Annotated in this window: 19 protein-coding genes and 1 pseudogene; 10 read left to right on the plus strand and 10 right to left on the minus strand. The window is 72.2% G+C overall.

The genetic code is table 11. The annotated features are described in order from the left end of the window. Positions 1 to 94: 94 nt before the first annotated feature. Entirely contained in the window at positions 95 to 586 is a 492-nt protein-coding gene (locus ACZ7L7_RS25870) for an inorganic diphosphatase (RefSeq protein WP_031487466.1), read from the minus strand. 79 nt (positions 587 to 665) lie between these two features. Here ACZ7L7_RS25870 and dacB point away from each other — a divergent pair, with 79 nt between their 5' ends. The 6 genes from dacB to folE all read left to right on the plus strand — a co-directional run bounded on the left by dacB (position 666) and on the right by folE (position 8,380). Continuing rightward, entirely contained in the window at positions 666 to 2,243 is a 1,578-nt protein-coding gene (dacB, locus tag ACZ7L7_RS25875) for a D-alanyl-D-alanine carboxypeptidase/D-alanyl-D-alanine endopeptidase (RefSeq protein ID WP_471431147.1), read from the plus strand. 148 nt (positions 2,244 to 2,391) lie between these two features. After that, positions 2,392 to 3,522 carry a zinc-dependent metalloprotease gene (locus ACZ7L7_RS25880; RefSeq protein WP_285516432.1) on the plus strand — a complete coding sequence of 377 codons (1,131 nt, stop codon included), beginning with the start codon at positions 2,392 to 2,394 and terminating at the stop codon, positions 3,520 to 3,522. A gap of 191 nt (positions 3,523 to 3,713) precedes the next feature. Continuing rightward, positions 3,714 to 4,766, plus strand: coding sequence for a tRNA lysidine(34) synthetase TilS (tilS, locus tag ACZ7L7_RS25885; protein ID WP_285516431.1), 1,053 nt, complete (start codon positions 3,714 to 3,716; stop codon positions 4,764 to 4,766). Positions 4,767 to 4,819: 53 nt separating this feature from the next. Then, a complete protein-coding gene (gene hpt, locus ACZ7L7_RS25890) occupies positions 4,820 to 5,380 on the plus strand; it encodes a hypoxanthine phosphoribosyltransferase (protein ID WP_285516441.1) in 561 nt (186 codons plus the stop codon). 218 nt (positions 5,381 to 5,598) lie between these two features. Further along, positions 5,599 to 7,632, plus strand: a complete 2,034-nt coding sequence (gene ftsH / locus ACZ7L7_RS25895) for an ATP-dependent zinc metalloprotease FtsH (protein WP_093724528.1) — start codon at positions 5,599 to 5,601, stop codon at positions 7,630 to 7,632. Positions 7,633 to 7,774: 142 nt separating this feature from the next. Next, entirely contained in the window at positions 7,775 to 8,380 is a 606-nt protein-coding gene (gene folE / locus ACZ7L7_RS25900) for a GTP cyclohydrolase I FolE (protein ID WP_285516430.1), read from the plus strand. 6 nt (positions 8,381 to 8,386) lie between these two features. Here the strand turns inward: folE and ACZ7L7_RS25905 are convergent, their stop codons facing one another. The 6 genes from ACZ7L7_RS25905 to ACZ7L7_RS25930 form a co-directional block, all read right to left on the minus strand. Beyond that, a complete protein-coding gene (locus tag ACZ7L7_RS25905) occupies positions 8,387 to 8,875 on the minus strand; it encodes a DUF3180 domain-containing protein (RefSeq protein ID WP_285516429.1) in 489 nt (162 codons plus the stop codon). 61 nt (positions 8,876 to 8,936) lie between these two features. Then, complete coding sequence (gene folK / locus ACZ7L7_RS25910; protein ID WP_472077377.1) at positions 8,937 to 9,548, minus strand: 2-amino-4-hydroxy-6-hydroxymethyldihydropteridine diphosphokinase; 612 nt, start codon at positions 9,546 to 9,548, stop codon at positions 8,937 to 8,939. Next, complete coding sequence (folB, locus tag ACZ7L7_RS25915; protein ID WP_285516427.1) at positions 9,545 to 9,904, minus strand: dihydroneopterin aldolase; 360 nt, start codon at positions 9,902 to 9,904, stop codon at positions 9,545 to 9,547. Before folB ends, folK begins: the two co-directional genes overlap by 4 nt. Before the next feature lie 281 nt (positions 9,905 to 10,185). Beyond that, positions 10,186 to 10,686, minus strand: coding sequence for a nuclear transport factor 2 family protein (locus ACZ7L7_RS25920; protein ID WP_472077379.1), 501 nt, complete (start codon positions 10,684 to 10,686; stop codon positions 10,186 to 10,188). Next, positions 10,683 to 11,624 carry a dihydropteroate synthase gene (folP, locus tag ACZ7L7_RS25925; RefSeq protein ID WP_285516425.1) on the minus strand — a complete coding sequence of 314 codons (942 nt, stop codon included), beginning with the start codon at positions 11,622 to 11,624 and terminating at the stop codon, positions 10,683 to 10,685. The genes ACZ7L7_RS25920 and folP overlap by 4 nt, the downstream gene beginning before the upstream one ends. Positions 11,625 to 11,752: 128 nt before the next feature. Then, a complete protein-coding gene (locus tag ACZ7L7_RS25930; RefSeq protein WP_472077381.1) occupies positions 11,753 to 13,564 on the minus strand; it encodes a phosphatidylglycerol lysyltransferase domain-containing protein in 1,812 nt (603 codons plus the stop codon). A 287-nt stretch (positions 13,565 to 13,851) separates the two neighbouring features. On the opposite strand from ACZ7L7_RS25930, the gene ACZ7L7_RS25935 reads away from it, so the two are divergent. Continuing rightward, on the plus strand, positions 13,852 to 15,159 hold the full coding sequence (locus tag ACZ7L7_RS25935) for a coiled-coil domain-containing protein (protein WP_453603052.1): 1,308 nt from the start codon (positions 13,852 to 13,854) through the stop codon (positions 15,157 to 15,159). 70 nt (positions 15,160 to 15,229) lie between these two features. On the opposite strand, the gene ACZ7L7_RS25940 is transcribed toward ACZ7L7_RS25935, so the two are convergent. Both ACZ7L7_RS25940 and ACZ7L7_RS25945 read right to left on the minus strand, forming a co-directional pair. Further along, a complete protein-coding gene (locus ACZ7L7_RS25940; protein WP_453603050.1) occupies positions 15,230 to 16,564 on the minus strand; it encodes a PH domain-containing protein in 1,335 nt (444 codons plus the stop codon). After that, complete coding sequence (locus tag ACZ7L7_RS25945) at positions 16,561 to 17,091, minus strand: PH domain-containing protein (protein ID WP_285516421.1); 531 nt, start codon at positions 17,089 to 17,091, stop codon at positions 16,561 to 16,563. Before ACZ7L7_RS25945 ends, ACZ7L7_RS25940 begins: the two co-directional genes overlap by 4 nt. A 31-nt stretch (positions 17,092 to 17,122) precedes the next feature. Here ACZ7L7_RS25945 and ACZ7L7_RS25950 point away from each other — a divergent pair, with 31 nt between their 5' ends. Next, complete coding sequence (locus tag ACZ7L7_RS25950; RefSeq protein ID WP_285516420.1) at positions 17,123 to 18,271, plus strand: NADH-quinone oxidoreductase subunit D; 1,149 nt, start codon at positions 17,123 to 17,125, stop codon at positions 18,269 to 18,271. A gap of 459 nt (positions 18,272 to 18,730) precedes the next feature. On the opposite strand, the pseudogene ACZ7L7_RS25955 reads toward ACZ7L7_RS25950, so the two are convergent. After that, positions 18,731 to 19,675, minus strand: a pseudogene (locus ACZ7L7_RS25955) (SAM-dependent methyltransferase); the annotation flags it as partial. A gap of 124 nt (positions 19,676 to 19,799) precedes the next feature. Between ACZ7L7_RS25955 and ACZ7L7_RS25960 the strand changes: the two are divergent. Further along, positions 19,800 to 21,002, plus strand: coding sequence for a sensor histidine kinase (locus ACZ7L7_RS25960; protein ID WP_285516418.1), 1,203 nt, complete (start codon positions 19,800 to 19,802; stop codon positions 21,000 to 21,002). Positions 21,003 to 21,065: 63 nt separating this feature from the next. After that, positions 21,066 to 21,737, plus strand: coding sequence for a response regulator transcription factor (locus tag ACZ7L7_RS25965; RefSeq protein ID WP_453603043.1), 672 nt, complete (start codon positions 21,066 to 21,068; stop codon positions 21,735 to 21,737). The last annotated feature ends 1 nt before the right edge of the window (position 21,738 follow it).

The raw sequence follows: 21,738 nt of genomic DNA on the forward strand, positions 1-21,738 counted from the left end.
TGTACGACGCCTCAAGGCCAAGCCTCAGTATGCGCACACACAGCGGAACGGGCCGCACGCGTGCGCGTACGACCCGTTCCGGTGGACGTGGGGGTCAGTGACCGCCCTGGTCCTTGAAGCGCTTGTAGGAACGCTCGATCTCGGCCTCGGCCTCGGTACGGCCCACCCAGTCGGCGCCCTCGACGGACTTGCCGGGCTCCAGGTCCTTGTAGACCTCGAAGAAGTGCTGGATCTCCAGGCGGTCGAACTCCGACACGTGGTGGATGTCGCGCAGGTGCTCCACACGCGGGTCGGTCGCCGGGACGCACAGCAGCTTGTCGTCGCCGCCCGCCTCGTCGGTCATCCGGAACATGCCGATCGCGCGGCACTTGATGAGGCAACCCGGGAAGGTCGGCTCGTCAAGGATGACCAGCGCGTCCAGCGGGTCGCCGTCCTCGCCGAGGGTGTTCTCGACGAAGCCGTAGTCGGTCGGGTAGGCGGTCGAGGTGAAGAGTCGACGGTCCAGGCGGATCCGACCGGTCTCGTGGTCCACCTCGTACTTGTTCCGCGAACCCTTCGGGATCTCGATCGTGACGTCGAACTCCACCGGTGGCTCCTCCATGATCAGCACATAGTTCTGGTGGTTAAGTGTCCCTCACGCAGGTGTGTGATCGCGAAAGGGGCTGGTGGTCGTGCCAGAGCTGAGGCCATGGCGGGCCGCGGGACCGCGACTGGCGCGGATCGCGGACGCCGTACGACCGCGTCTCGCCCGTACGGCCACGGCCGCGCGGCCCCGCCTGGTGAGGCTGGGCCGGACCGTGTCGTCGCAGGTCACAAGGCCGAAGACCTGGCAGTACACCGCCGGTGCCGCCACCGCGGGCCTGGCACTGGCCGTCGGGGTGGTGACCGCCGCCGGTCCCTGGGACTCCTCGGGTCAGCGTACGGCCGAGCGGGACCGGGCAGCCGCCCAGCGGCCCACGGGTGGCGCAGATCACGGTCGTAATTCCGCTACGACCGACCGGGCGCCCCGCCCCGCGCCCAGCGCCGCGTCCGTCCTCACCGGCCTCGGCGGCGCCACCGGCGGGGCCAGGCCGGCGCCGCGCACCAAGGCGCTGGCCAAGCTCCTGGGCCCGCTCCTGGACGCCCCCGCGCTCGGCGACCGGCAGTCCGCCGCCGTCGTCGACATCACCACCGGCAAGCGTCTGTACGGAGAGGGCGCCGGGACCGCGCTCACCCCCGCGTCCACCACCAAGATCGCCACCGCCGCCGCGGCCCTGTCCGCCCTCGGCCCCGACCACCGCCTCACCACCCGCGCCGCGCTGGAACCGGACACCGGGGAACTCGTCCTCGTCGGCGGTGGCGACCCCACCCTCACCGCGCGCGAGGACGCCGACGGCTTCGCCAGCCTGCGCACCCTCGCCGAGGACACCGCGGCCGCCCTGAAGAAGGACGGCGTGCGCGAGGTGACCCTCTCGTACGACACCACGCTCTACGCGGGCGACGAGCTCCACCCGATCGGCGTCGACGACAACATCGCCCGGATCACCGCCCTCATGGCCGACGAGGCCCGCGCCGACGACTCCACCAGCGGCCACGCCCCGCGCGTGCCCGAACCGGCCGTGGAGGCCGCCCGCACCTTCGCCGACCTGCTGAAGGACCACGGCATCAAGACCACGTCCCCCGGCCCGTCCAAGGCGACGAACCGCGCCAGGACCCTCGCCGAGGTCACGTCCCCGCCGCTCTCCGCCCTGGTCGAACGCATGCTGACCAACAGCGACAACGACATCGCCGAGGCCCTGGCCCGCCACACGGCCCTCGCGACGGGCGAACGCCCCGACCTGGAGGGCGCGGGCAAGGCGATCAAGGCCGAACTCACCAAGCTCGGCCTGCCCATGAAGGGCACGGCATTCCGGGACGGCAGCGGCCTGGACCGCGGCAACCTCCTCACCGCCGACCTCCTCACCACCCTCCTGACCAAGTCCGCCGACCCGGCCCACCCCGAACTGCGCCCCATCCTCACCGGCCTCCCCGTGGCCGGCTTCACGGGCACCCTCACCACCCGCTACGAGTCCGGCGCGGCGGGACTGGTCCGGGCCAAGACCGGCACCCTGACCGGCGTCAACGCCCTGGCGGGCACGGTCGTGGACGAGGACGGCCACCTCCTCGCGTTCGCCTTCCTGGCGACGGGCACCCCCAGCACGCCCGAGGCCCGCACGGCCCTGGACGAGGCCGCCACGGCCCTGGCGGCGTGCGGCTGCACCTGACGGCCGCGGCGCCGGACACAGCCCCAGCCGTACCTGTATCGGTCCCGTGGCCCACCGCAGGTGCGGGCGCGGACTGCGTTCACCCCCGGCCCCGTCGGCAGACAGTCGCGGCCTGCCTTCCGCGGCACCGCTCACGTACGGTTGACGCATGACGAGCATCGGTGGTGCCGCAAGTCCTGGGATGGTCGACTGGAACCTCGCGGTGGCGACCGCGACCCGGCTCGTACGGCCGGGCCCCGAGGTCAGCCGCGACGAGGCACGGGCCGTCGTCGCCGAACTGCGCCGCCACGCCAAGGCCTCGGAGGAACACGTCCGGGGCTTCACTCGTCTGGGTACCGAGGAGACCCACGACACCCCCGTCCTCGTCGTGGACCGCCCCGGTTGGGTGAAGGCCAACGTCGCGGGCTTCCGCGAACTGCTCAAGCCGCTCCTGGACAAGATGCAGGAACGCCGCGGCGCCACCCCGGGCGGCGCGGTCCTCGGCGCCGTCGGCGGCAAGGTCACCGGCGTCGAACTCGGCATGCTGCTGTCGTTTCTGGCCTCCCGGGTTCTCGGCCAGTACGAGACCTTCGCCCCCGCCAGCCGCGAACTGCCCGCGGCGAGCGGCGGCGGCCGACTGCTCCTCGTAGCGCCGAACATCGTGCACGTGGAGCGCGAACTCGACGTCCAGCCCCACGACTTCCGCCTCTGGGTCTGCCTGCACGAGGAGACCCACCGCACCCAGTTCACCGCCGTGCCCTGGCTCCGGGACCACCTGGAGGGCGAAATCCAGTCGTTCTTGGCGGAGACCGACGTCGACCCCATGACCGTGCTGGAGCGCATCCGCGAAGCCGCCCAGTCCCTCGCCGGCGGACGCCCCGAGGGCGAGGAGGACGACGGCGGCCGCTCCTTCGTGGAGATCGTCCAGACCCCCGCCCAGCGCGAGGTCCTCGGCCGCCTCACCGCCGTGATGTCCCTGCTGGAGGGCCACGCCGACTTCGTGATGGACGGCGTCGGCCCCGCCGTCGTGCCCTCCGTCGCCGAGATCCGCGAGAAGTTCCAGCAGCGCCGCGCCAAGGGCGCCTCCCGCCTGGACCTCGCCCTGCGCAAACTCCTCGGCCTGGACGCCAAGCTCCGCCAGTACCGCGACGGCGAACGCTTCGTACGCGCCGTCGTCGACCAGGTCGGCATGGACGGCTTCAACCGCGTGTGGACCTCCCCCAACACCCTCCCGACCAAGGCCGAGATCGCCAAACCCGCCGACTGGGTCGCACGCGTGCACCGCAAGGCCGAGTCGTGAACCCCGGCACACTCCGTGGGGCGAATCCGGCCGACGGCAGACCGGCGCCCCTCCAATCACCCGTCCGAGGGACCGTGAGTCATGGGTGGGCGTGCAATGCTCGGGGAACCGCCCGTTTCTGTCACCATCTACACACTCTGCGTGACCGGACTCGGGCTCACCCCCCGAAAACTTCATGAAGGGAACCGGACATGGGTCCCCATCCTGCGGTCGCGGCGATACGCCTGGCGGTCCGCCGCGTCCTCCACGACATCCTCACCGAACACAGCCGAATCACCGCCGACACCCCTGACGCCCCTGACATTCAGGACACCCCGCACGAGCGCCCGCCGTCGCCGCTCGTGCTCGTGGCGTGCTCCGGCGGCGCCGACTCCATGGCCCTCGCCTCCGCCCTCGCCTTCGAAGCCCCCAAACTCGGCATCCGCGCGGGCGGCATCACCGTCGACCACGGCCTGCAGCCTGGCTCCGACCTGCGCGCCGCCGAAGTAGTCCTGCGCCTGCGCGAACTCGGCCTCGACCCCGTCGAGTCCACCGCCGTCACCGTCGGCCGCGAAGGCGGACCCGAGGCCGCCGCCCGGGACGCCCGCTACGCCGCCCTGGACGCCGCGGCCCAGCGCCACGGCGCCACTGCCGTCCTGCTCGGCCACACCCGCGACGACCAGGCCGAGACCGTCCTGCTCGGACTCGCCCGCGGCTCCGGCACCCGCTCCCTGTCCGGTATGGCCGCGGTCTCGGGGGCCGGCGGCCGCTACCGGCGCCCCTTCCTGGAGATCGACCGGCAGACCGCCCGCCGCGCCTGCATGGTCCAGTCCCTGCCCGTCTGGGACGACCCCCACAACACCGACCCCGCCTACACCCGCTCCCGCCTGCGCCATGAGGGCCTGCCCGCCCTGGAGAAGGCCCTCGGCAAAGGCGTCGTCGAAGCCCTCGCCCGTACGGCCCAACTCTCCCGGGACGACGCCGACGCCCTCGACGCCTGGGCCAGCCAGGCCGAGTCCTCCGTACGCGACGCCACCGGCAGGCTGGAGTGCGCCAAGCTCTACGCCCTGCCGCCCGCCGTACGCCGCAGAATCCTGCGCCGCGCCGCCATCGAGGCCGGTGCGCCCGCCGGTTCGCTGTTCGCCCGGCACATCGAGGAAGTCGACCGTCTGATCACCGGCTGGCGCGGCCAGGGGGTCATCAACCTGCCCGGCAAAGTCGTGGCCCAGCGGCAGGGTGGCAGACTGGTGATCCGGCAAGGCTGAATCCTTACCCCTGTGACCGGGGGTCGGGTGGGCCGGTGGGACGACCGAAAGTGATGCGGGTGGACGCGAAAGACATGGGTGCCGACCTTCAGCAGGTGCTCATCACCAAGGAACAGATCGACGCGAAGCTGGCCGAGCTGGCCGCGAAGATCGATGCGGAGTACGCGGGCAAGGACCTGCTCCTGGTCGGTGTGCTCAAGGGCGCCGTCATGGTCATGGCCGACCTGGCCCGGGCCCTGTCCACCCCCGTCACCATGGACTGGATGGCGGTGTCCTCCTACGGCGCGGGCACCCAGTCCTCCGGCGTGGTGCGGATCCTCAAGGACCTCGACACCGACATCAAGGGCAAGCACGTCCTGATCGTCGAGGACATCATCGACTCCGGACTGACCCTGTCCTGGCTGCTGTCGAACCTCGGCTCGCGCGAGCCCGAGTCGCTCAAGGTGTGCACCCTCCTGCGCAAGCCGGACGCCGCCAAGGTCGCCATCGACGTGCAGTGGGTCGGCTTCGACATTCCCAACGAGTTCGTCGTCGGCTACGGCCTCGACTACGCCGAGAAGTACCGCAACCTGCCGTTCGTCGGTACGCTCGCGCCCCACGTCTACGGCGGCTGACCCGTCGGCCCGGGCCGGTGACCCACCGGTGACTGAGCCACAAGGGCGACGCTTGTAGGACGATCGGGAACCCCGGCGCGGTTCGCGCCGTTGGAGCATGCAGAGACGGGATTGCCAGCCGTCCGTGCGGCTTCGGGCCGATGCTGGGGTACCGTCAGAAGAACTGTCTTATCAAACTCACTATGGCAGGAGGGACGGGGCGGCACCGCTCCGTATGGATGGACGTGAAGCGATACTTCCGTGGGCCGGTCATGTGGATCGTGCTGGCCGTCCTTGCCGTGGTCGTGTTGATGCAGGTCGTCGGCTCGTCCGGCGGCTACAAGACGGTGGACACCGGCCAGGTCGTCCAGGCGATCAATGACAACAAGGTCCAGTCGGCCAAGCTGACCACCGGCGACGAGCAGACCATCAAGGTCCAGCTCAAGGACGGCGTAAAGATCGAGGACAGCTCGAAGATCCAGGCGAGCTACATCGGCGACCAGGGCGTCAACCTCGCGAACACCCTGCAGACCAAGTTCCAGGACAAGCAGATCCCGGACGGCTACACGGTCTCACCGACCAAGCAGAACGCCTTCGTGAGCATCCTGCTCTCGCTGCTGCCCTTCGTCCTCATCGTCGTCGTCTTCCTGTTCCTGATGAACCAGATGCAGGGCGGCGGCTCCCGAGTGATGAACTTCGGGAAGTCCAAGGCCAAGCTCATCACCAAGGACACCCCGAAGACGACCTTCGCCGACGTCGCCGGCTCGGACGAGGCGGTCGAGGAACTCCACGAGATCAAGGAATTCCTCCAGGAGCCCGCCAAGTTCCAGGCCGTCGGCGCCAAGATCCCCAAGGGCGTACTGCTGTACGGCCCGCCCGGAACCGGCAAGACCCTGCTCGCGCGCGCCGTCGCGGGCGAGGCCGGCGTGCCGTTCTACTCGATCTCCGGCTCCGACTTCGTCGAGATGTTCGTCGGTGTCGGTGCCTCCCGAGTCCGCGACCTGTTCGAGCAGGCCAAGGCCAACGCCCCCGCCATCGTCTTCGTCGACGAGATCGACGCGGTCGGCCGCCACCGCGGCGCCGGCCTCGGCGGCGGTCACGACGAGCGCGAGCAGACCCTCAACCAGCTGCTCGTCGAGATGGACGGCTTCGACGTCAAGGGCGGCGTCATCCTGATCGCCGCGACCAACCGGCCCGACATCCTCGACCCGGCCCTCCTGCGCCCCGGCCGCTTCGACCGCCAGATCGCCGTCGACCGCCCGGACATGCAGGGCCGTCTGGAGATCCTCAAGGTCCACCAGAAGGGCAAGCCGGTCGCCCCGGACGTCGACCTCGCCGCGGTCGCCCGCCGCACCCCCGGCTTCACCGGTGCCGATCTGTCCAACGTCCTGAACGAGGCCGCCCTGCTGACGGCCCGCTCGGACAAGAAGCTGATCGACAACCAGATGCTCGACGAGGCCATCGACCGCGTCGTGGCGGGCCCGCAGAAGCGGACCCGGATCATGTCGGACAAGGAAAAGAAGATCACCGCGTACCACGAGGGCGGACACGCCCTGGTCGCGGCGGCCTCCCCGAACTCCGACCCGGTCCACAAGATCACGATCCTCAGCCGCGGCCGCGCCCTCGGCTACACGATGGTCCTGCCGGACGAGGACAAGTACTCGACCACGCGCAACGAGATGCTGGACCAGCTCGCCTACATGCTGGGCGGCCGCGCGGCCGAGGAACTCGTCTTCCACGACCCGACCACGGGCGCCGCGAACGACATCGAGAAGGCCACCGCCACGGCCCGCGCGATGGTCACGCAGTACGGCATGACCGAGCGCCTCGGTGCCATCAAGTTCGGCGGCGACAACACCGAGCCCTTCCTCGGCCGTGAGATGGCTCACCAGCGCGACTACTCCGAAGAGGTCGCCGCGCTGGTCGACGAAGAGGTCAAGAAGCTCATCGAGACGGCGCACAACGAGGCGTGGGAGATCCTCGTCGAGAACCGCGACGTCCTCGACAACCTCGTCCTCGCGCTGCTGGAGAAGGAGACGCTGGGCAAGGAGGAGATCGCCGAGATCTTCGCCCCCATCGTCAAGCGCCCGCCGCGCCCGGCCTGGACCGGCTCCTCCCGCCGCACGCCGTCCACCCGTCCGCCGGTGCTCTCCCCCAAGGAGCTCGCCCTGACGAACGGCGCCAACGGCGCGACCCCGGCGATCAGCACCGCCAAGTCGACGGTCTCGGAGCAGACCCCGGAGCCCGCCCCCGAGGAGCGCCCGGAGAGCTGACCCGAGCCCCGGTGACCTCGCCGGGCCCGGAATGGATGCCGCGTCCCCCTGGTTCTAGCCTGGGGGACGCGGCATTTTCGTATGCCCGCACTTCAGACGCGTGACCCACACGCGCCACCCGCACAGGAACGAGGCACCACACATGACCGACCCCGTGACGCTGGACGGCGAGGGCCGCATCGGCGAGTTCGACGAGAAGCGCGCCGAGAACGCCGTACGCGAACTGCTGATCGCGGTCGGCGAGGACCCGGACCGGGAGGGGCTGAGGGAGACGCCGGGGCGGGTCGCCAGGGCCTACAAGGAGATATTCGCCGGGCTCTGGCAGAAGCCGGAGGACGTGCTGACCACGACGTTCGACCTCGGGCACGACGAGATGGTGCTCGTGAAGGACATCGAGGTCTACTCAACCTGTGAACACCATCTGGTCCCGTTCCGGGGCGTGGCGCACGTGGGATACATTCCGGCCACTTCCGGCAAGATCACGGGGCTGTCCAAGTTGGCCCGGCTGGTCGACGTCTACGCCCGCCGTCCGCAGGTGCAGGAACGACTCACCACGCAGATCGCGGACTCCCTGATGGAGATCCTGGAGCCGCGCGGTGTGATCGTCGTCGTGGAGTGCGAGCACATGTGCATGTCGATGCGGGGGATCCGCAAGCCGGGCGCGAAGACCCTCACGTCGGCGGTGCGCGGTCAGCTGCGGGACGCGGCGACCCGGGCCGAGGCGATGAGCCTGATCATGGCTCGCTGACGCCTTCTAGGCGGCCGGGGCCGCGCCTGTGCCGTTGTGGTTGTCGTCCTCCGGGAGGCGGCAGACGCGCTGGAGGAAGAGGGCGGCCGCTATGACGGCGATGCCTGCCAGGACCGAGAAGCCGGCGTAGATGGCCTGGTCGCGGCGGGCGGGGATGTCCAGGGACTCCAGCAGGAAGATGCCGGTGCCGCCGTACATGCCGGCGACGAGGGCGGCGACCAGGGCGCTGGACTGGCCGAAGACGACCGCGCGGGCGGCCATCAGCGGGTCGACGCCCTTGGCGCCGGGGCGTCGCTCGCGCTGGGCCTTGAGGCGGGAGCGGATCGACAGGGCCGTGGCCAGCAGGACCGCGGCGATCAGGGCCAGCACAATGGGCGCGGCCAGGGGGACGCTGGGCAGGGTCCCGATCGAGTTCCAGAGGCGGGCGCCCGCCCAGGACAGGACGAGGGCGACGACGAACACGCCGGCCAGCACCCTGATGCGCAGCTCTCTCACGGTGTCCCTTCAGCTCCCCCGGATCCCCACGGACCGCGGTCGGTCGTCTTGACCTTAACGACTACTCGGGCAGCCGGAGTTCCAGGTCCCCGCGCGGGACGACGCCCTCCCGGGGCACGGTGTCGAGCAGGTCGGCGACGGCGCCGCGGCCGGGGAGCTTGGCGCCGGGGTCGACGTCGTGCCAGGGCGCGAGGACGAAGGCGCGCTCGTGGGCGCGGGGGTGGGGCAGGGTGAGCGTCGGGTCGTCGGAGACGACGTCCGCGTAGGCGACGATGTCGACGTCCAGGGTGCGCGGGCCCCAGCGCTCGTCGCGGACGCGGTGGAAGGCTTCCTCGACCGCGTGCGCCCGCTCCAGCAGGGAGGACGGGGGCAGGGTGGTCTTGAGGATGACGACGGCGTTGAAGTAGGAGGGCTGGCTGCCGGGCTCGACGCCCCACGGCTCGGTCTCGTAGACGGGGGAGACGGCCTTGATGCGCAGGCCCGGGGTGTCCGCCAGCGCGTCCACGGCGCCCTGGAGGGTCTCCAGGCGGTTGCCGAGGTTGGAGCCCAGGGAGATCACGGCGCGCTGCGGGTTGTGCAGGGTGGTGTCGGCGGCGTCGACCTGCTCGACGACGGAGGCGGGTACCGGCTGTACGGTCGGGTCGCTGTGGCCCTTGGTGAAGGACGCGGTCATGAGCGGCTCCGGGTGATGGTGACGGTCACGTCGTCGAAGGGGACCGTGATGGGCGCGTCGGGTTTGTGGACGCGGACCTCGACCTCCTGGACCTCTTCGTGCTTCAGACAGACCTGGGCGATGCGTTCGGCGAGGGTTTCGATGAGGTTGACGGGTTCGCCCTCGACGACGGCCACGACCTCCTCGGCCACGATGCCGTAGTGCACGGTCTTCGTCAGGTCGTCGTCGGCGGCGGCCGGCCGGGTGTCCAGGCCAAGGACGAGGTCCACGACGAAGGGCTGGCCCTCCTCGCGCTCCTTGGGGAACACACCGTGGTGCCCGCGGGCCCTGAGGCCGCTCAGCGCGACACGATCCACGCGAATCACTCCTGCAATCGTCGGTAGCGGCCGGTCCGTACCGCGTGCGGGCGGCACACCGGCCTCGAACGAATCTACCTGCGGGCACTGACAGAGCCGTGCCACGGGGCGTGGCCCGTGCGGGGGCCGGGGGGATTTCCCGGTGTGTTTCCCGTGGGGAACCCGGCGGCTCACGGGTTGGTAGCCGCCCCTACCCAGGGCGGCGTGATTCCAACCACCTGTTCATCCCTGCGGGCGGTCTCCGTCGGGCCGCCCGTGGTCCGTGCGGGGCGACGGTCCGCTCACGCGGGTGAGTCGTCCTCGTCCTCGTCGGCTTCGGCGAGGACCGGTGAGGCGTGGTGGGACCAGAGCTTCCAGCCGTCGGGGGTGCGCCGGAAGACATTGGTGGCGACCACGAGCTGTCCGACGAGGGGGCCGAGTTCCTCGCTGCCCTCGGGGGTGGGGCCGCCGCTGAGGATGTTCTCGGTGCAGGTGACGAGGGCGGTGTCGCCGGTGACGGAGACGTGCACGTCGGTGAGGAAGAACTGGATGTACTCGGTGTTGGCCATGATCAGCGCGTACGACCTGAGGACCTCGCCGCGGCCGTTGAGGACCGGCCAGCCGGGGTGCACGCAGGAGATCACGCCGGCTCCGGCCGGGTCGTGGTACGTCTCGTCGACGCCCAGGTCGGCGGGGGTGAGCCAGAGGGAGGACAGCTCCTCGAAGTCGCCGCGCTCCAGTGCTTCGTAGAAGGCGGTGTTGGCGGCTTCCACCTGCTCGACGTCGGTGTGGGGGGCGCTCACCGGGCTCCTTCGGGGGAGTGCGCACCCCGTTCAGGGGCGTGTATGGCGTTGTGCGCGCCGAGCGCGTGTCCTGTTTCGCGCGCCCTCTCTACGGCGCGTGCGACGCGTACCGCGTCCGCCGTGGCGCGCACCTCGTGCACGCGCACCGCCCACGCGCCGGCGTGCGCTGCGAGCGCGGAGACGGCGGCCGTGGCGGCGTCCCGCTCGCGCGCGGGCGGGGGTGTGTGGTCGGGGCCGCCCGCCAGGACCCGGCCGAGGAAGCGCTTGCGGGAGGCGGCGACCAGCAGGGGGTGGCCGAGGGCAAGCAGCCGGTCGAGGTGGGCGAGCAGCTTCAGGTCGTGCTCGGCGTCCTTGGAGAAGCCGAGGCCCGGGTCGACGACGATCCGGTCGGCGGCGATGCCGCCCGCGAGCACGGCCTCCACACGCGCGTGGAGTTCGTCGGCGACTTCGGTGACGACGTCGTCATAGTCGCCCTTGACGTTGCCGCCTTCCAGGAAGCCGCGCCAGTGCATCACGACGAAGGGGGCGCCGGCGTCCGCGACGACGGGGACCATCGCGGGGTCGGCGAGGCCGCCGCTGACGTCGTTGACCAGGGCGGCGCCAGCCGCGAGGGCCTGCTCGGCGACGGTTGCCCGCATGGTGTCGACGGAGATCGTGACGCCCTCGGAGGCGAGGCCGCGGACGACGGGGATGACGCGCTTGAGTTCCTCGGCCTCGTCGACGCGGGTGGCGCCGGGGCGGGTGGACTCCCCGCCGACGTCGACCAGGTCGGCGCCCTCGGCGACCAGGGCGAGGCCGTGCTTGACGGCGGCGGTGGTGTCGAACCAGCGGCCGCCGTCGGAGAAGGAGTCGGGGGTCACGTTCACGACCCCCATGACCGCGCAGCGGTCCCATTCGGGAAGCCCTGTCACGCGCCCGCGTCCGCTCTGCTTGCTCATACGTTCAGCGTAGGCCCCCGGAGGGGCCGGGCCGGTCGGGCGGTGGGGCCGAGGGCGCCGGTGGCGTGGTGTGCGGCCCGGACGGCGGGCCCCAGGGGGAGGGGGCCGCCGCCCGGACCTGTCCGGGGTCACGCCGCGCGGGCGGTGGTGTCCGTCGCCGCGTGGGCGCAGGGGCGTGCGGGGGTGGTGCGGCGGCGCAGAGGGCGCGGGACGGGGCGCGGGAGGTTGAGGAAGCCCTCCGCCTGGAGGGCGGCGAGGCTGATGCGGGGCAGGTCGCCGGAGCCGCGGTAGACGACGAAGCGGGGCTCCCAGCGGGGGCGGAACTTGGCGTTGAACCTGTACAGCGACTCGATCTGGAACCAGCGCGAGAGGAACACCAGCAGCCCGCGCCACGCGCGCAGTACCGGGCCCGCGCCGATCCGCTCGCCGCGCGCCAGCGCCGAGCGGAACACGGCGAAGTTGAGCGACACGCGCGCGATGCCGAACTTCGGGGCCGCCTGGAGGGCGGCGACGATGAGGAGTTCGTTCAGGCCGGGGTCGGCGGTGCGGTCGCGGCGCATCAGGTCCAGGGAGACGCCGTCGGGGCCCCACGGCACGAAGTGCAGGACGGCCCTGAGGTCGCCGTACGGCCCGGGGGCGGCGTCGGGTCGGTGGGCGGTGGCGACGAGGCAGTCGCCGTCGGCGGGGTCGCCGACTCGGCCGAGCGCCATGGAGAAGCCGCGTTCGGTGTCGGTGCCGCGCCAGTCCTCGGCGGCGCGGCGGATCCGGTCCAGTTCGGCCTCGCCGAGGTCACGGACTCGTCGTACCCGGGTTGTGTATCCGGCTCGCTCGATGCGCCTGACCATCTGGCGTACGTTGCGCATCGCGCGGCCGGCGAGGGAGAAATCCGCGACGTCCACCACCGCCTCGTCGCCCAGTTCGAGGGCGTCCAGGCCGGTCTCGCGGGTCCACACCTCGCCGCCGGTCTCGGAGCAGCCCATGACGGCGGGGGTCCACGAGTGGGCCCTGGCGACGTCCATGAAGCGTTCGATGGCGCCGGGCCAGGCCTCCACGTCGCCGATCGGGTCGCCGCTGGCGAGCATGACGCCGGAGACGACCCGGTAGGTGACGGCGGCCTTGCCGCTGGGCGAGAAGACGACGGCCTTGTCGCGGCGGAGCGCGAAGTGCCCCAGGGAGTCGCGGCCGCCGTGCTTTTCGAGCAGGGCCCGCAGACGGGCCTCGTCCTCCTCGGTGAGGCGCGCGGCGGGGTGTTCGGGGCGCAGGGCGAGGTAGAGCGTGGTGACCGCGGTGAGCAGGCCGAGGGCGCCCAGCAGGCAGGCGACGGTCCGGGAGGTGCTGCCCTGGTACTGGACCGGGCCGTCGAGGCCGAACAGGCCGTACAGGACGTGCGCGATGCGCTCGGCCATGCTCGGGTTGCCGACCAGGGTGCTCGGGTGGGCGCTGACGACGACCAGGCCGAGGGCGAGGGAACCGGCGCCCATCAGGACGAAGTTGGCGAGCGCCATCCAGCGGCTGCGCGGGTCGGGCAGGGCCGCGAACCGGTCGCGGTGGCGCAGCAGGACGGCCAGCAGGGCGAGCGAGATGACGGCGCCGAGCAGGGAGTGGCGGTAGGCGAACTGGGCCAGCGCGCCGAGGGGGAGCAGGGCCACGGCGGCCCGCCAGGCCCGCCGCTTTCCGCGCTTGAGCGCGTGCGCGAGCAGCAGCAACAGCACGCCCGCGCTGAGCGAGAGGGCCGCCGCGAACGGGCCGAGCGCCCCGGGGAGCACTTCGGCGAGTGTGTGCAGACGGCTGTTCCGGAAGCGCGGGAAGACGCCCGCCGCGATGTCCAGGAGCCCGACCAGGGTGCAGGCCCGGCCGACGAGAAGCGGGACCGCCTCGGGGCGCGGGCCGCGCGGGAACCGGCGCCCGCGGCCCGGTTGTCGCGGGGCTCCGCCCGGCATGTGCTCATCTGTCCTGACAGGCATCGCATCCCGTGGTTCTGCGAGAGCTGGGTTCCGGTCCCGATTCGGGCATCCGGCGACATTGCGCCCTCTAGGACGGTGAGTCGCGGGGAGAGGTTCACTCGCCCCGGCAAAGCCGGTACCAGGGCGTCAGGAGGGGCGGAATGCCGGTTCCGGGGCGCCGAAGTGCCCGGCTGGGAGCCGGTGATTCGGTGAAGTCCTTGGGATGGCTGTGTTTTTACGGGGCGGGGCTCACAGAATTGCCTACGCGCGGTAAGTTTCTGGCCATGCCACGTGGACGTCACCGCCATTCCCCGCCCTTGCACAGGCTGCTGCCTCCGTCGGCCATCGCGGGCGTCTCCGTCGTCTGCGCGCTCGGCCCCTGGGTGTTCTCGGAGCCATTGGCGCTCCGGGGCCTGGCCGCGGCCGCCGCGGCGACGGCGGTCGTCGGCGCGGTCGTCATGCGCCGCTGGGACAGCCAGGCCGGTAAACGCGTCGCCGATCTGACACGCGCGCGTGCGAGCGACGAGTGGCGCTTCGAGGAGCGGGTCGCCGAACTGGAGGCCGACCTCGACGAGTCGCGCGAGCTGCGCGGCAAGCTGGAGCAGCGGCTGCGCGCCAAGCGCGCGGAGCTGGCCGGGCTGCGCAACGAGCACGCGGCGCTGCTGCGGCGGTACGCCACCGCCGAGACCGAGCGGGCGAGCGCCCTGGAGGGGCGTCGGCTGCTGGAGATAGAGGCGGCCGAGCCCGCGCGCGCGTTGCCGCCGGGAGCGGCGGCCGACGCGGCGGACGCGGCGGAGTCCGAGGCCGGGGCCGTGGCAGCCCCGGACGTCGAGACGGACGGCACGACCGAGTCCGACGCGGAGGACGCGCAGACCACGACCGCGGTCTTCTCGCCCGAGGGTTCGAAGCTGTTCCTGCGCGCGCGTGCGGCGCTGGCCAAGCTCGACCGCGAGGAGTCCTCGGAGCCGGAGGGGGACGGCGGTCCCGAGGGCGACGGCGGTCCGAAGGGCGACGGCACGCCGAAGAACGGCGGTGAGGCGGAGGCCCCCGCGCGGGGCGACGCCGACGCGCCGACCTCCGGTGACGCGCAGCCGTCCGAGGGCACGCCGGCCGAGGTGCCCGCGCAGCACGACGGCTCCTCGAACGACCGGGCCGCGCAGGCCGGTTCGGCCGCGCAGGAGGACGAGGCCCAGGGGAAGCCCGAGGCGGCCGACGCGCAGGAGCACGTGCACGCGGCCGCCGGCCCCCAGGGCAAGCCCGCGCTGCCCGCACAGCAGCCCGCCGGGCACTTCGTCGCGCCGACCGCGGTGGCCGTGGTGCCGTCGACGCCCGTGCGGCGCCCGGCGGTCGAGGGCGGCTTCGACTTCTTCGGTACGAGCAAGGGCACCGCGCCCGCCCTGGAGGATGTGCAGAACGAGGACCTCGCCGACGTCGTCGGCCAGGAGGCGCTCGCGCTGCACAAGGCCGAGGCGGAGGCGGAGTTCAAGCCCGCGAACGAGGAGTCCCGCGGCGTCGGCCAGGTCATCGACCTGACCGCGCACGACGAGACCGAGCAGATCGACGTCCAGGGGCTGCGCAGCGCGGTGTCCTGACGCGGGGCGAGCAGGAACGTTCACATGGGGTCGGCCCGAGGGGCCGGCCCCTTCTGCCGTCCCGGGCCCATTAGGCCATCCAGCGGTCCGGCCGGGCGTCCCGCCGTCCGGTGCGCGAGCGTTCGGCCTGGGCCCGCAGCAGCACCGCCGCCTCCTCGGCGTCCCGCAGACGCGCCGTGACCGTCTTGTCGGCCCCCGTGTCCACGTGGACGTCGGCGAGGCCCAGAGCGCGCTGCCAGGGGCCCTGGACGAGCCGTACGCTCTGCACCTTCGCGTGCGGAACCAGCGCCAGGCTCCGGCGCAGCAGCCCCACGTGCGCGGCGAACACGGCGTCGGTGACGACCAGACCGTAGCCCCGCCACCACACCGGTACGCACCAGCGCGCACGTCGGGGCGGCCGGGACAGCGCCGCGTCCGGCGGCACGCTCACGCCGGGCAGCACGCGCGCGATGACGGCCTCGGCGACCTCACGCGGGGCGACCGGAACCAGCACGGAGTTCGACGATCCCGCCACGTCCAGCTCCACCCGCACCCAGCCGCGCCGCCGCCACAGCAGCGGCCGCACGATCCGTACGGTCTGCACCCGGCCCGGCGGCACCGTCTCGTGGACACGGTCCAGCAGACCGCGGTCGATGCGCAGCCCGTCGGGGGAGTCGGCGACGGTCCAGTCGTACTCGGCGACGAAACGGCCCACGCTGCTCGCGCCCGCAGCACCGAGCAGCGGCAGGCCGGTGGCGAGGACTGTCCACAGGCTGTGGGTGGCGAACCAGAGGACCGGCGGGACGACAAGGGCGGCGATCAGGGTGCCCCAGGTGGCGCCCGTCAGCACGAGGGAGAGCGCGAGCTCGCGCGGGGGCGTGCGCATGAGCTCGCGCGCCGGAGCCTCGCCGACTTCGTGTGCCGTCTCGGGTGCGAATCCGGCGGCGCGCGCGAGCAGTTCCGCGCGGAGCGCACGCGCCTCCTGCGCGTCCAGGAAGGCGAGCTCGTCCTTCTTGTCGGTGCCGACGACATCGAGTTTGAGCTTGGCGACGCCCGCCACGCGCGCGAGGAGCGGCTGCGTGACGTCGATGGCCTGGATGCGTTCCAGCCGGATGTGCGCGGTGCGCCGGAACACCAGGCCGGTACGGATACGCAGTTCGGTGTCCGTCACCGCGAAGTGGGTGAACCACCAGGTGAGGAAGCCGTACAGGGCGGCGGCCGGGACGGCGACGGCTATCGCCAGCAGCAGGGTGGTCGTGGTCAGCCGCGTCAGCTGCCGCTGCGTCTGGTCCGGGTCGTGCACCGCCCACCCGATCACCACCGCGACCGGCGCCCACGCCCGCCTCAGGGGCGTCACGGGGTGCAGACGCCGCTCGATCACAGGCGGCCTCCCGCGTACGGCGCCGTCGACGCCCGGGAGGCTCACAGCCCCGCCGATCGGGCCTCACCGAGCTCGGTGAGCCGGTCGCGCAGCCGTTCGGCCTCCGCCGGGACGAGGCCGGGGATGGTCGCGTCGGTTGCCGCGGCAGCCGTGTGCAGCTGCACGCTGGCCAGCCCGAAGTGCCGCTCGACAGGCCCCGAGGTGACCTCCACCAGCTGCATCCGCCCGTACGGCACCACCGTCTCCTCGCGCCACAGCACGCCCCGGCTGATCAGCAGGTCGTCGGCGCGCTCGGCGTAGCGCCAGGAGCGCCAGTTGCGGCCGAGCATCACCCAGCCCCAGACCCCCACCGCGACGGGAAGCAGGGCGAACGCGCTCCAGGCCGGGCCGGCGAGCAGACCCAGGAGCACACCGAGGCCCACGGCCAGCAGTCCCAGCCACACCACGAGCAGCAGTCTCCGCATCCGCAGCAGCCCCGGTGGCAGTCCGGTCCAGTCCGGCTCGTGCCCGACAGCAGGCGCGGCACCGGTTTGCCCGGTATGCACCGCGTTTTCCTGGCTCCCCGTCTCCATACGGCCAGCCTACGTAGGAGAGACTGTGTCCATGCCTACGACGGAGACCATGGTCGGTATCGGCGGCGCCGCGGAGAGCACCGACATGGTGCTCAACATCGGTCCGCAGCACCCGTCCACGCACGGCGTGCTGCGCCTGCGGCTCGTCCTGGACGGCGAGCGCATCACCAGCGCCGAGCCGGTGATCGGCTACATGCACCGCGGCGCGGAGAAGCTCTTCGAGGCGCGCGACTACCGCCAGATCATCATGCTCGCCAACCGCCACGACTGGCTGTCGGCGTTCTCCAACGAGCTGGGCGTCGTCCTCGCCGTGGAGCGCATGCTCGGCATGGAGGTGCCCGAGCGGGCGGTGTGGACGCGCACCCTGCTCGCCGAGCTGAACCGGGTGCTCAACCACCTGATGTTCCTCGGCTCCTATCCGCTGGAGCTGGGCGGGATCACGCCGATCTTCTACGCCTTCTCCGAGCGCGAGGAACTCCAGCACGTGATGGAGGAGGTCTCCGGCGGGCGCATGCACTACATGTTCAACCGCGTGGGCGGCCTGAAGGAGGACCTGCCCGCCGGCTGGACGGCACGCGCGCGTGCCGCCGTCGCGGACGTGCGCTCCCGGATGGACCGCTTCGACGACCTGGTCCTCGGCAACGAGATCTTCCGCGGGCGCACGCGCGGCGTGGGCGTCCTGTCACCGGAGGCCGTGCACGCGTACGGCGTGAGCGGGCCGATCGGGCGCGCCTCGGGCGTGGACTTCGACCTGCGCCGCGACGAGCCGTACCTCGCCTACGGGGAGCTCCAGGACGTCCTGAGGGTCGTGACCCGGCAGGAGGGCGACTGCCTCGCCCGGTTCGAGTGCCTGCTGGAGCAGACCCACATCTCCCTCGACCTCGCCGACGCCTGCCTCGACCGGCTCGCCGAACTGGAGCCCGGCCCGATCAACCAGCGGCTTCCCAAGGTCCTCAAGGCGCCCGAGGGCCACACCTACGCCTGGACCGAGAACCCGCTCGGCATCAACGGCTACTACCTCGTCAGCAAGGGCGAGAAGACCCCGTACCGGCTCAAGCTCCGCTCGGCCTCGTACAACAACATCCAGGCCCTTGTGGAGCTGCTGCCCGGCACGCTCGTGGCGGACATGGTGGCGATCCTGGGCTCAATGTTCTTCGTGGTCGGGGACATCGACAAGTAGCTTCCGCAGCGGTCCGCCGAGGGCCGCCTCCGGCATGCCCACGCGCTGCAGCAGCCAGCCGAAGTCGCCGAGCCCGCCGGGCGCGGTCAGCTCGGCGGCCTCACCGGCGCTCGCGAGGGCGCGTACATAGGCGGCGGGTTGCGTACTCGCGAGCGAGAGCGGGGGGCGTGCGCCCGTGATGCCGAGGGCGCGCAGAGCGTCGCGCTGCGCGAGCAGCCGCGCACGTGGGAGCCCACGCGCCGGGGTGTCCAGCTCCACGCCCGCGCGCGAAGCGCGGTCAGCGCCCGCGCTTTCCTCTGCCCTCGCGCCGGTCGCGTGGGCGTCCGCGCCCGCGCCCGCACTCGTCTCCACGCCCGCGCACGGCTCTACCCCCACGCCCGCGCTTGCTTCTGCCCGCGCGCCGGGCGCATTGACCTTCGCGCCCGCGCTCGCGTTCACCTCTCCGCCCGCACGCGGATCGTCACCCGCGCCGTCCTCTTCGGTCATCGCGCGGCGGGCGTCGACTCCCGCGCCTGCATGAGCTTCCACGCCCGCGTGGGGATCGCGGCCCGCGCCCGCGCGCACCTCTGCCTCCGCGCCGCGCGCATCGGCATCCACGCCCGCGCCCTCCAGCGCCCCCACGCCCGCCCCCGCCCAAGCACACGCGTCCAGTGCCACATGCGCCGTGATGTCGCACGACCCGTCTGGAGCTGGCGCCGTCTCCCGGCCTTCCCGGAAGCCGGTCAACGTGCCGAACAGGGGGCGCGCGGCCGCTGTGTGGGCGTAGTCGACCGCGACCGCGACGCCCCGTGAGAGTGAAGCGACCGCTGTCGCCCACGCCGCGTCGCGGGGCCGCCCGATCTCGGCCCGGAGACCCTCCTCCGGGGGCAGCGGCCACCATCGGGCAAGCCACGACGCGTCCGCCCCGCCGACCGGCTCCCCGAGCCGTTCGGTGCCGTCGCGGCGTACGAGCACCAGGCGGGGCACTCCGGCCGCGTCGACCTGCGCGACCTCGACCGGCACGTTGTCGAGCCACTCGTTGGCGAAGAGCAGGCCTGTGATGCCGTGCGGCGGGCGGGGCAGCCACTCGATCCGGTGGTCGAGGCCGGACGGGCGAGGGGCCAGTTCGACGGCGTACGCGCGCGTGCGGGCGGACACATAGGCGGGGAGCGCGGCGAGGACGGCGGTGATCAGTTCGCCGCGGCCCGCCGCCACGTCGACGAAGTCGAGGGTCCGCGGGCGGCCGAGCGCCTCGTCGACGTGGCACAGCAGGCGGGCCACGGCCTCGGCGAACAGGGGCGAGGCATGCACCGACGTACGGAAGTGGCCCGCCGGGCCCTCGGGCCGGAGGTAGAAGCCGTCAGAGCCGTACAGCGCCTCCTGGGCCGCCGCCCGCCACCCACGCCATTCCTCACCTGTGTCCATCGTCACCGGCCCAGGCTAAAGGCACAGGCGAACGGGGCCTCCACCTTGCGGAGTACGCGCGCTCGCCCCGGATCGGCCCTCCGGTTGACCCGTGCACACGTCACGCTTCCCTACGCTGGGTTACGTGCAGCGCATCTATGACTTCATCCGCAGGCACCCGACATGGGTCGACAGCTTCTGGGCCGTCTTCCTGTTCGGGATCTCGTGCGTGTCTGCGGTCGCGCGGCAGGAGGTGGAGCGTGCCGACTACCCGGTGGTCGCCGTGCCGATCGCCCTGCTGCTCTCCCTGGTGGTCGCCCTGCGCCGGCGGATGCCGGAGAAGATGCTGCTGCTGGCCATCGGACTCGGCGTGGCCCAGCTGGTGCTGGACGTCGAGACGATGCCCGCCAACTTCGCCATGCTGGTGATCACCTACACCGTCGCCGCGACCGGCGCCCGCTGGGCCTCCCGGCTGGCCCTCGGCGTCGGCCTGTGCGCCGCGCCGCTGGCGCAACTGCGCTGGCCGGAGCGCGAGGCGAACGCGCTGCAGTACCTCGCCATCATCGTCTTCACCACCGTGCCGTTCGCCCTCGCCTGGGTGCTCGGCGACTCGATACGCACCCGGCGCGCCTACTTCGCGGAGCTTGAGGAGCGCGCGAGCCGGCTCGAAAAGGAGCGCGAGGCGCAGGCGAAGGTCGCGGTCGCCGCCGAACGCGCCCGGATCGCGCGCGAGCTCCACGACGTGGTCGCGCACAACGTCTCGGTGATGGTCGTGCAGGCCGACGGCGCCGCCTACGTCCTCGACGCCGCCCCGGAGCAGGCGAAGAAGGCCCTGGAGACGATCTCCTCCACCGGCCGCCAGGCACTCGCCGAGATGCGCCGCCTGCTGGGTGTGCTGCGCACCGGCGAGCACCAGGAGAGCGGCGAGTACGTCCCGCAGCCCGACGTCGAGCAGATCGACGAACTCGTCCAGCAGTGCCGCAGCGCCGGGCTGCCCGTCGACTTCAAGGTCGAGGGCACCCCGCGCCCGCTGCCCAGCGGCGTCGAGCTGACCGCGTACCGGATCGTGCAGGAGGCGCTGACCAACACCCGCAAGCACGGCGGCCCCAACGCGGGTGCGAGCGTGCGGCTGGTCTACTTCGACGACGGACTCGGCCTGCTCGTGGAGGACGACGGCAAGGGCGCCCCGCACGAGCTGTACGAGGAGGGCGGCATCGACGGCCAGGGCCACGGCCTGATCGGCATGCGCGAGCGGGTCGGTATGGTCGGCGGCACCCTGGACGCCGGCCCCCGCCCCGGCGGAGGATTCCGCATCAGTGCCCTGCTCCCGCTCAAACCCGTGCACTGAGGCCAGCCGCGCCTCGTGTTGACACCTGTAACGCCCCCGCAGACGGACATGGAAGAGGACCCGATGACGATCCGCGTGATGCTCGTCGACGACCAGGTGCTGCTGCGCACCGGGTTCCGGATGGTGCTCGCCGCCCAGCCGGACATGGAGGTCGTCGCGGAGGCGGGCGACGGCGTGGAGGCGCTTCAGGTGCTGCGGCAGACGCCCGTCGACGTGGTGCTGATGGATGTGCGCATGCCGAAGCTGGACGGTGTGGAGACCACCCGCCGCATCTGCTCGGACCCCAACCCGCCGAAGGTGCTGATCCTGACCACATTCGACCTCGACGAATACGCCTTCTCCGGGCTGAAGGCGGGCGCCTCCGGCTTCATGCTCAAGGACGTGCCGCCCGGCGAACTGCTCGCCGCGATCCGCTCCGTGCACAGCGGCGACGCGGTGGTCGCCCCCTCGACCACGCGCCGCCTGCTGGACCGGTTCGCGCCGATGCTGCCCAGCACCGGCAAGGAGCCCCAGCACAAGGAGCTGGACCGGCTCACCGACCGCGAGCGCGAGGTCATGGTGCTGGTCGCGCAGGGGCTCTCCAACGGTGAGATCGCGGCCCGGCTGGTGCTGTCGGAGGCGACCGTCAAGACACACGTGGGCCGCATCCTGACCAAGCTCGGTCTGCGCGACCGCGTGCAGGTGGTGGTCCTCGCCTACGAGACCGGGCTGGTGCGGGCCGGCGGACAGAACTGAC

The organism is Streptomyces sp. NPDC110618, from assembly GCF_055657065.1.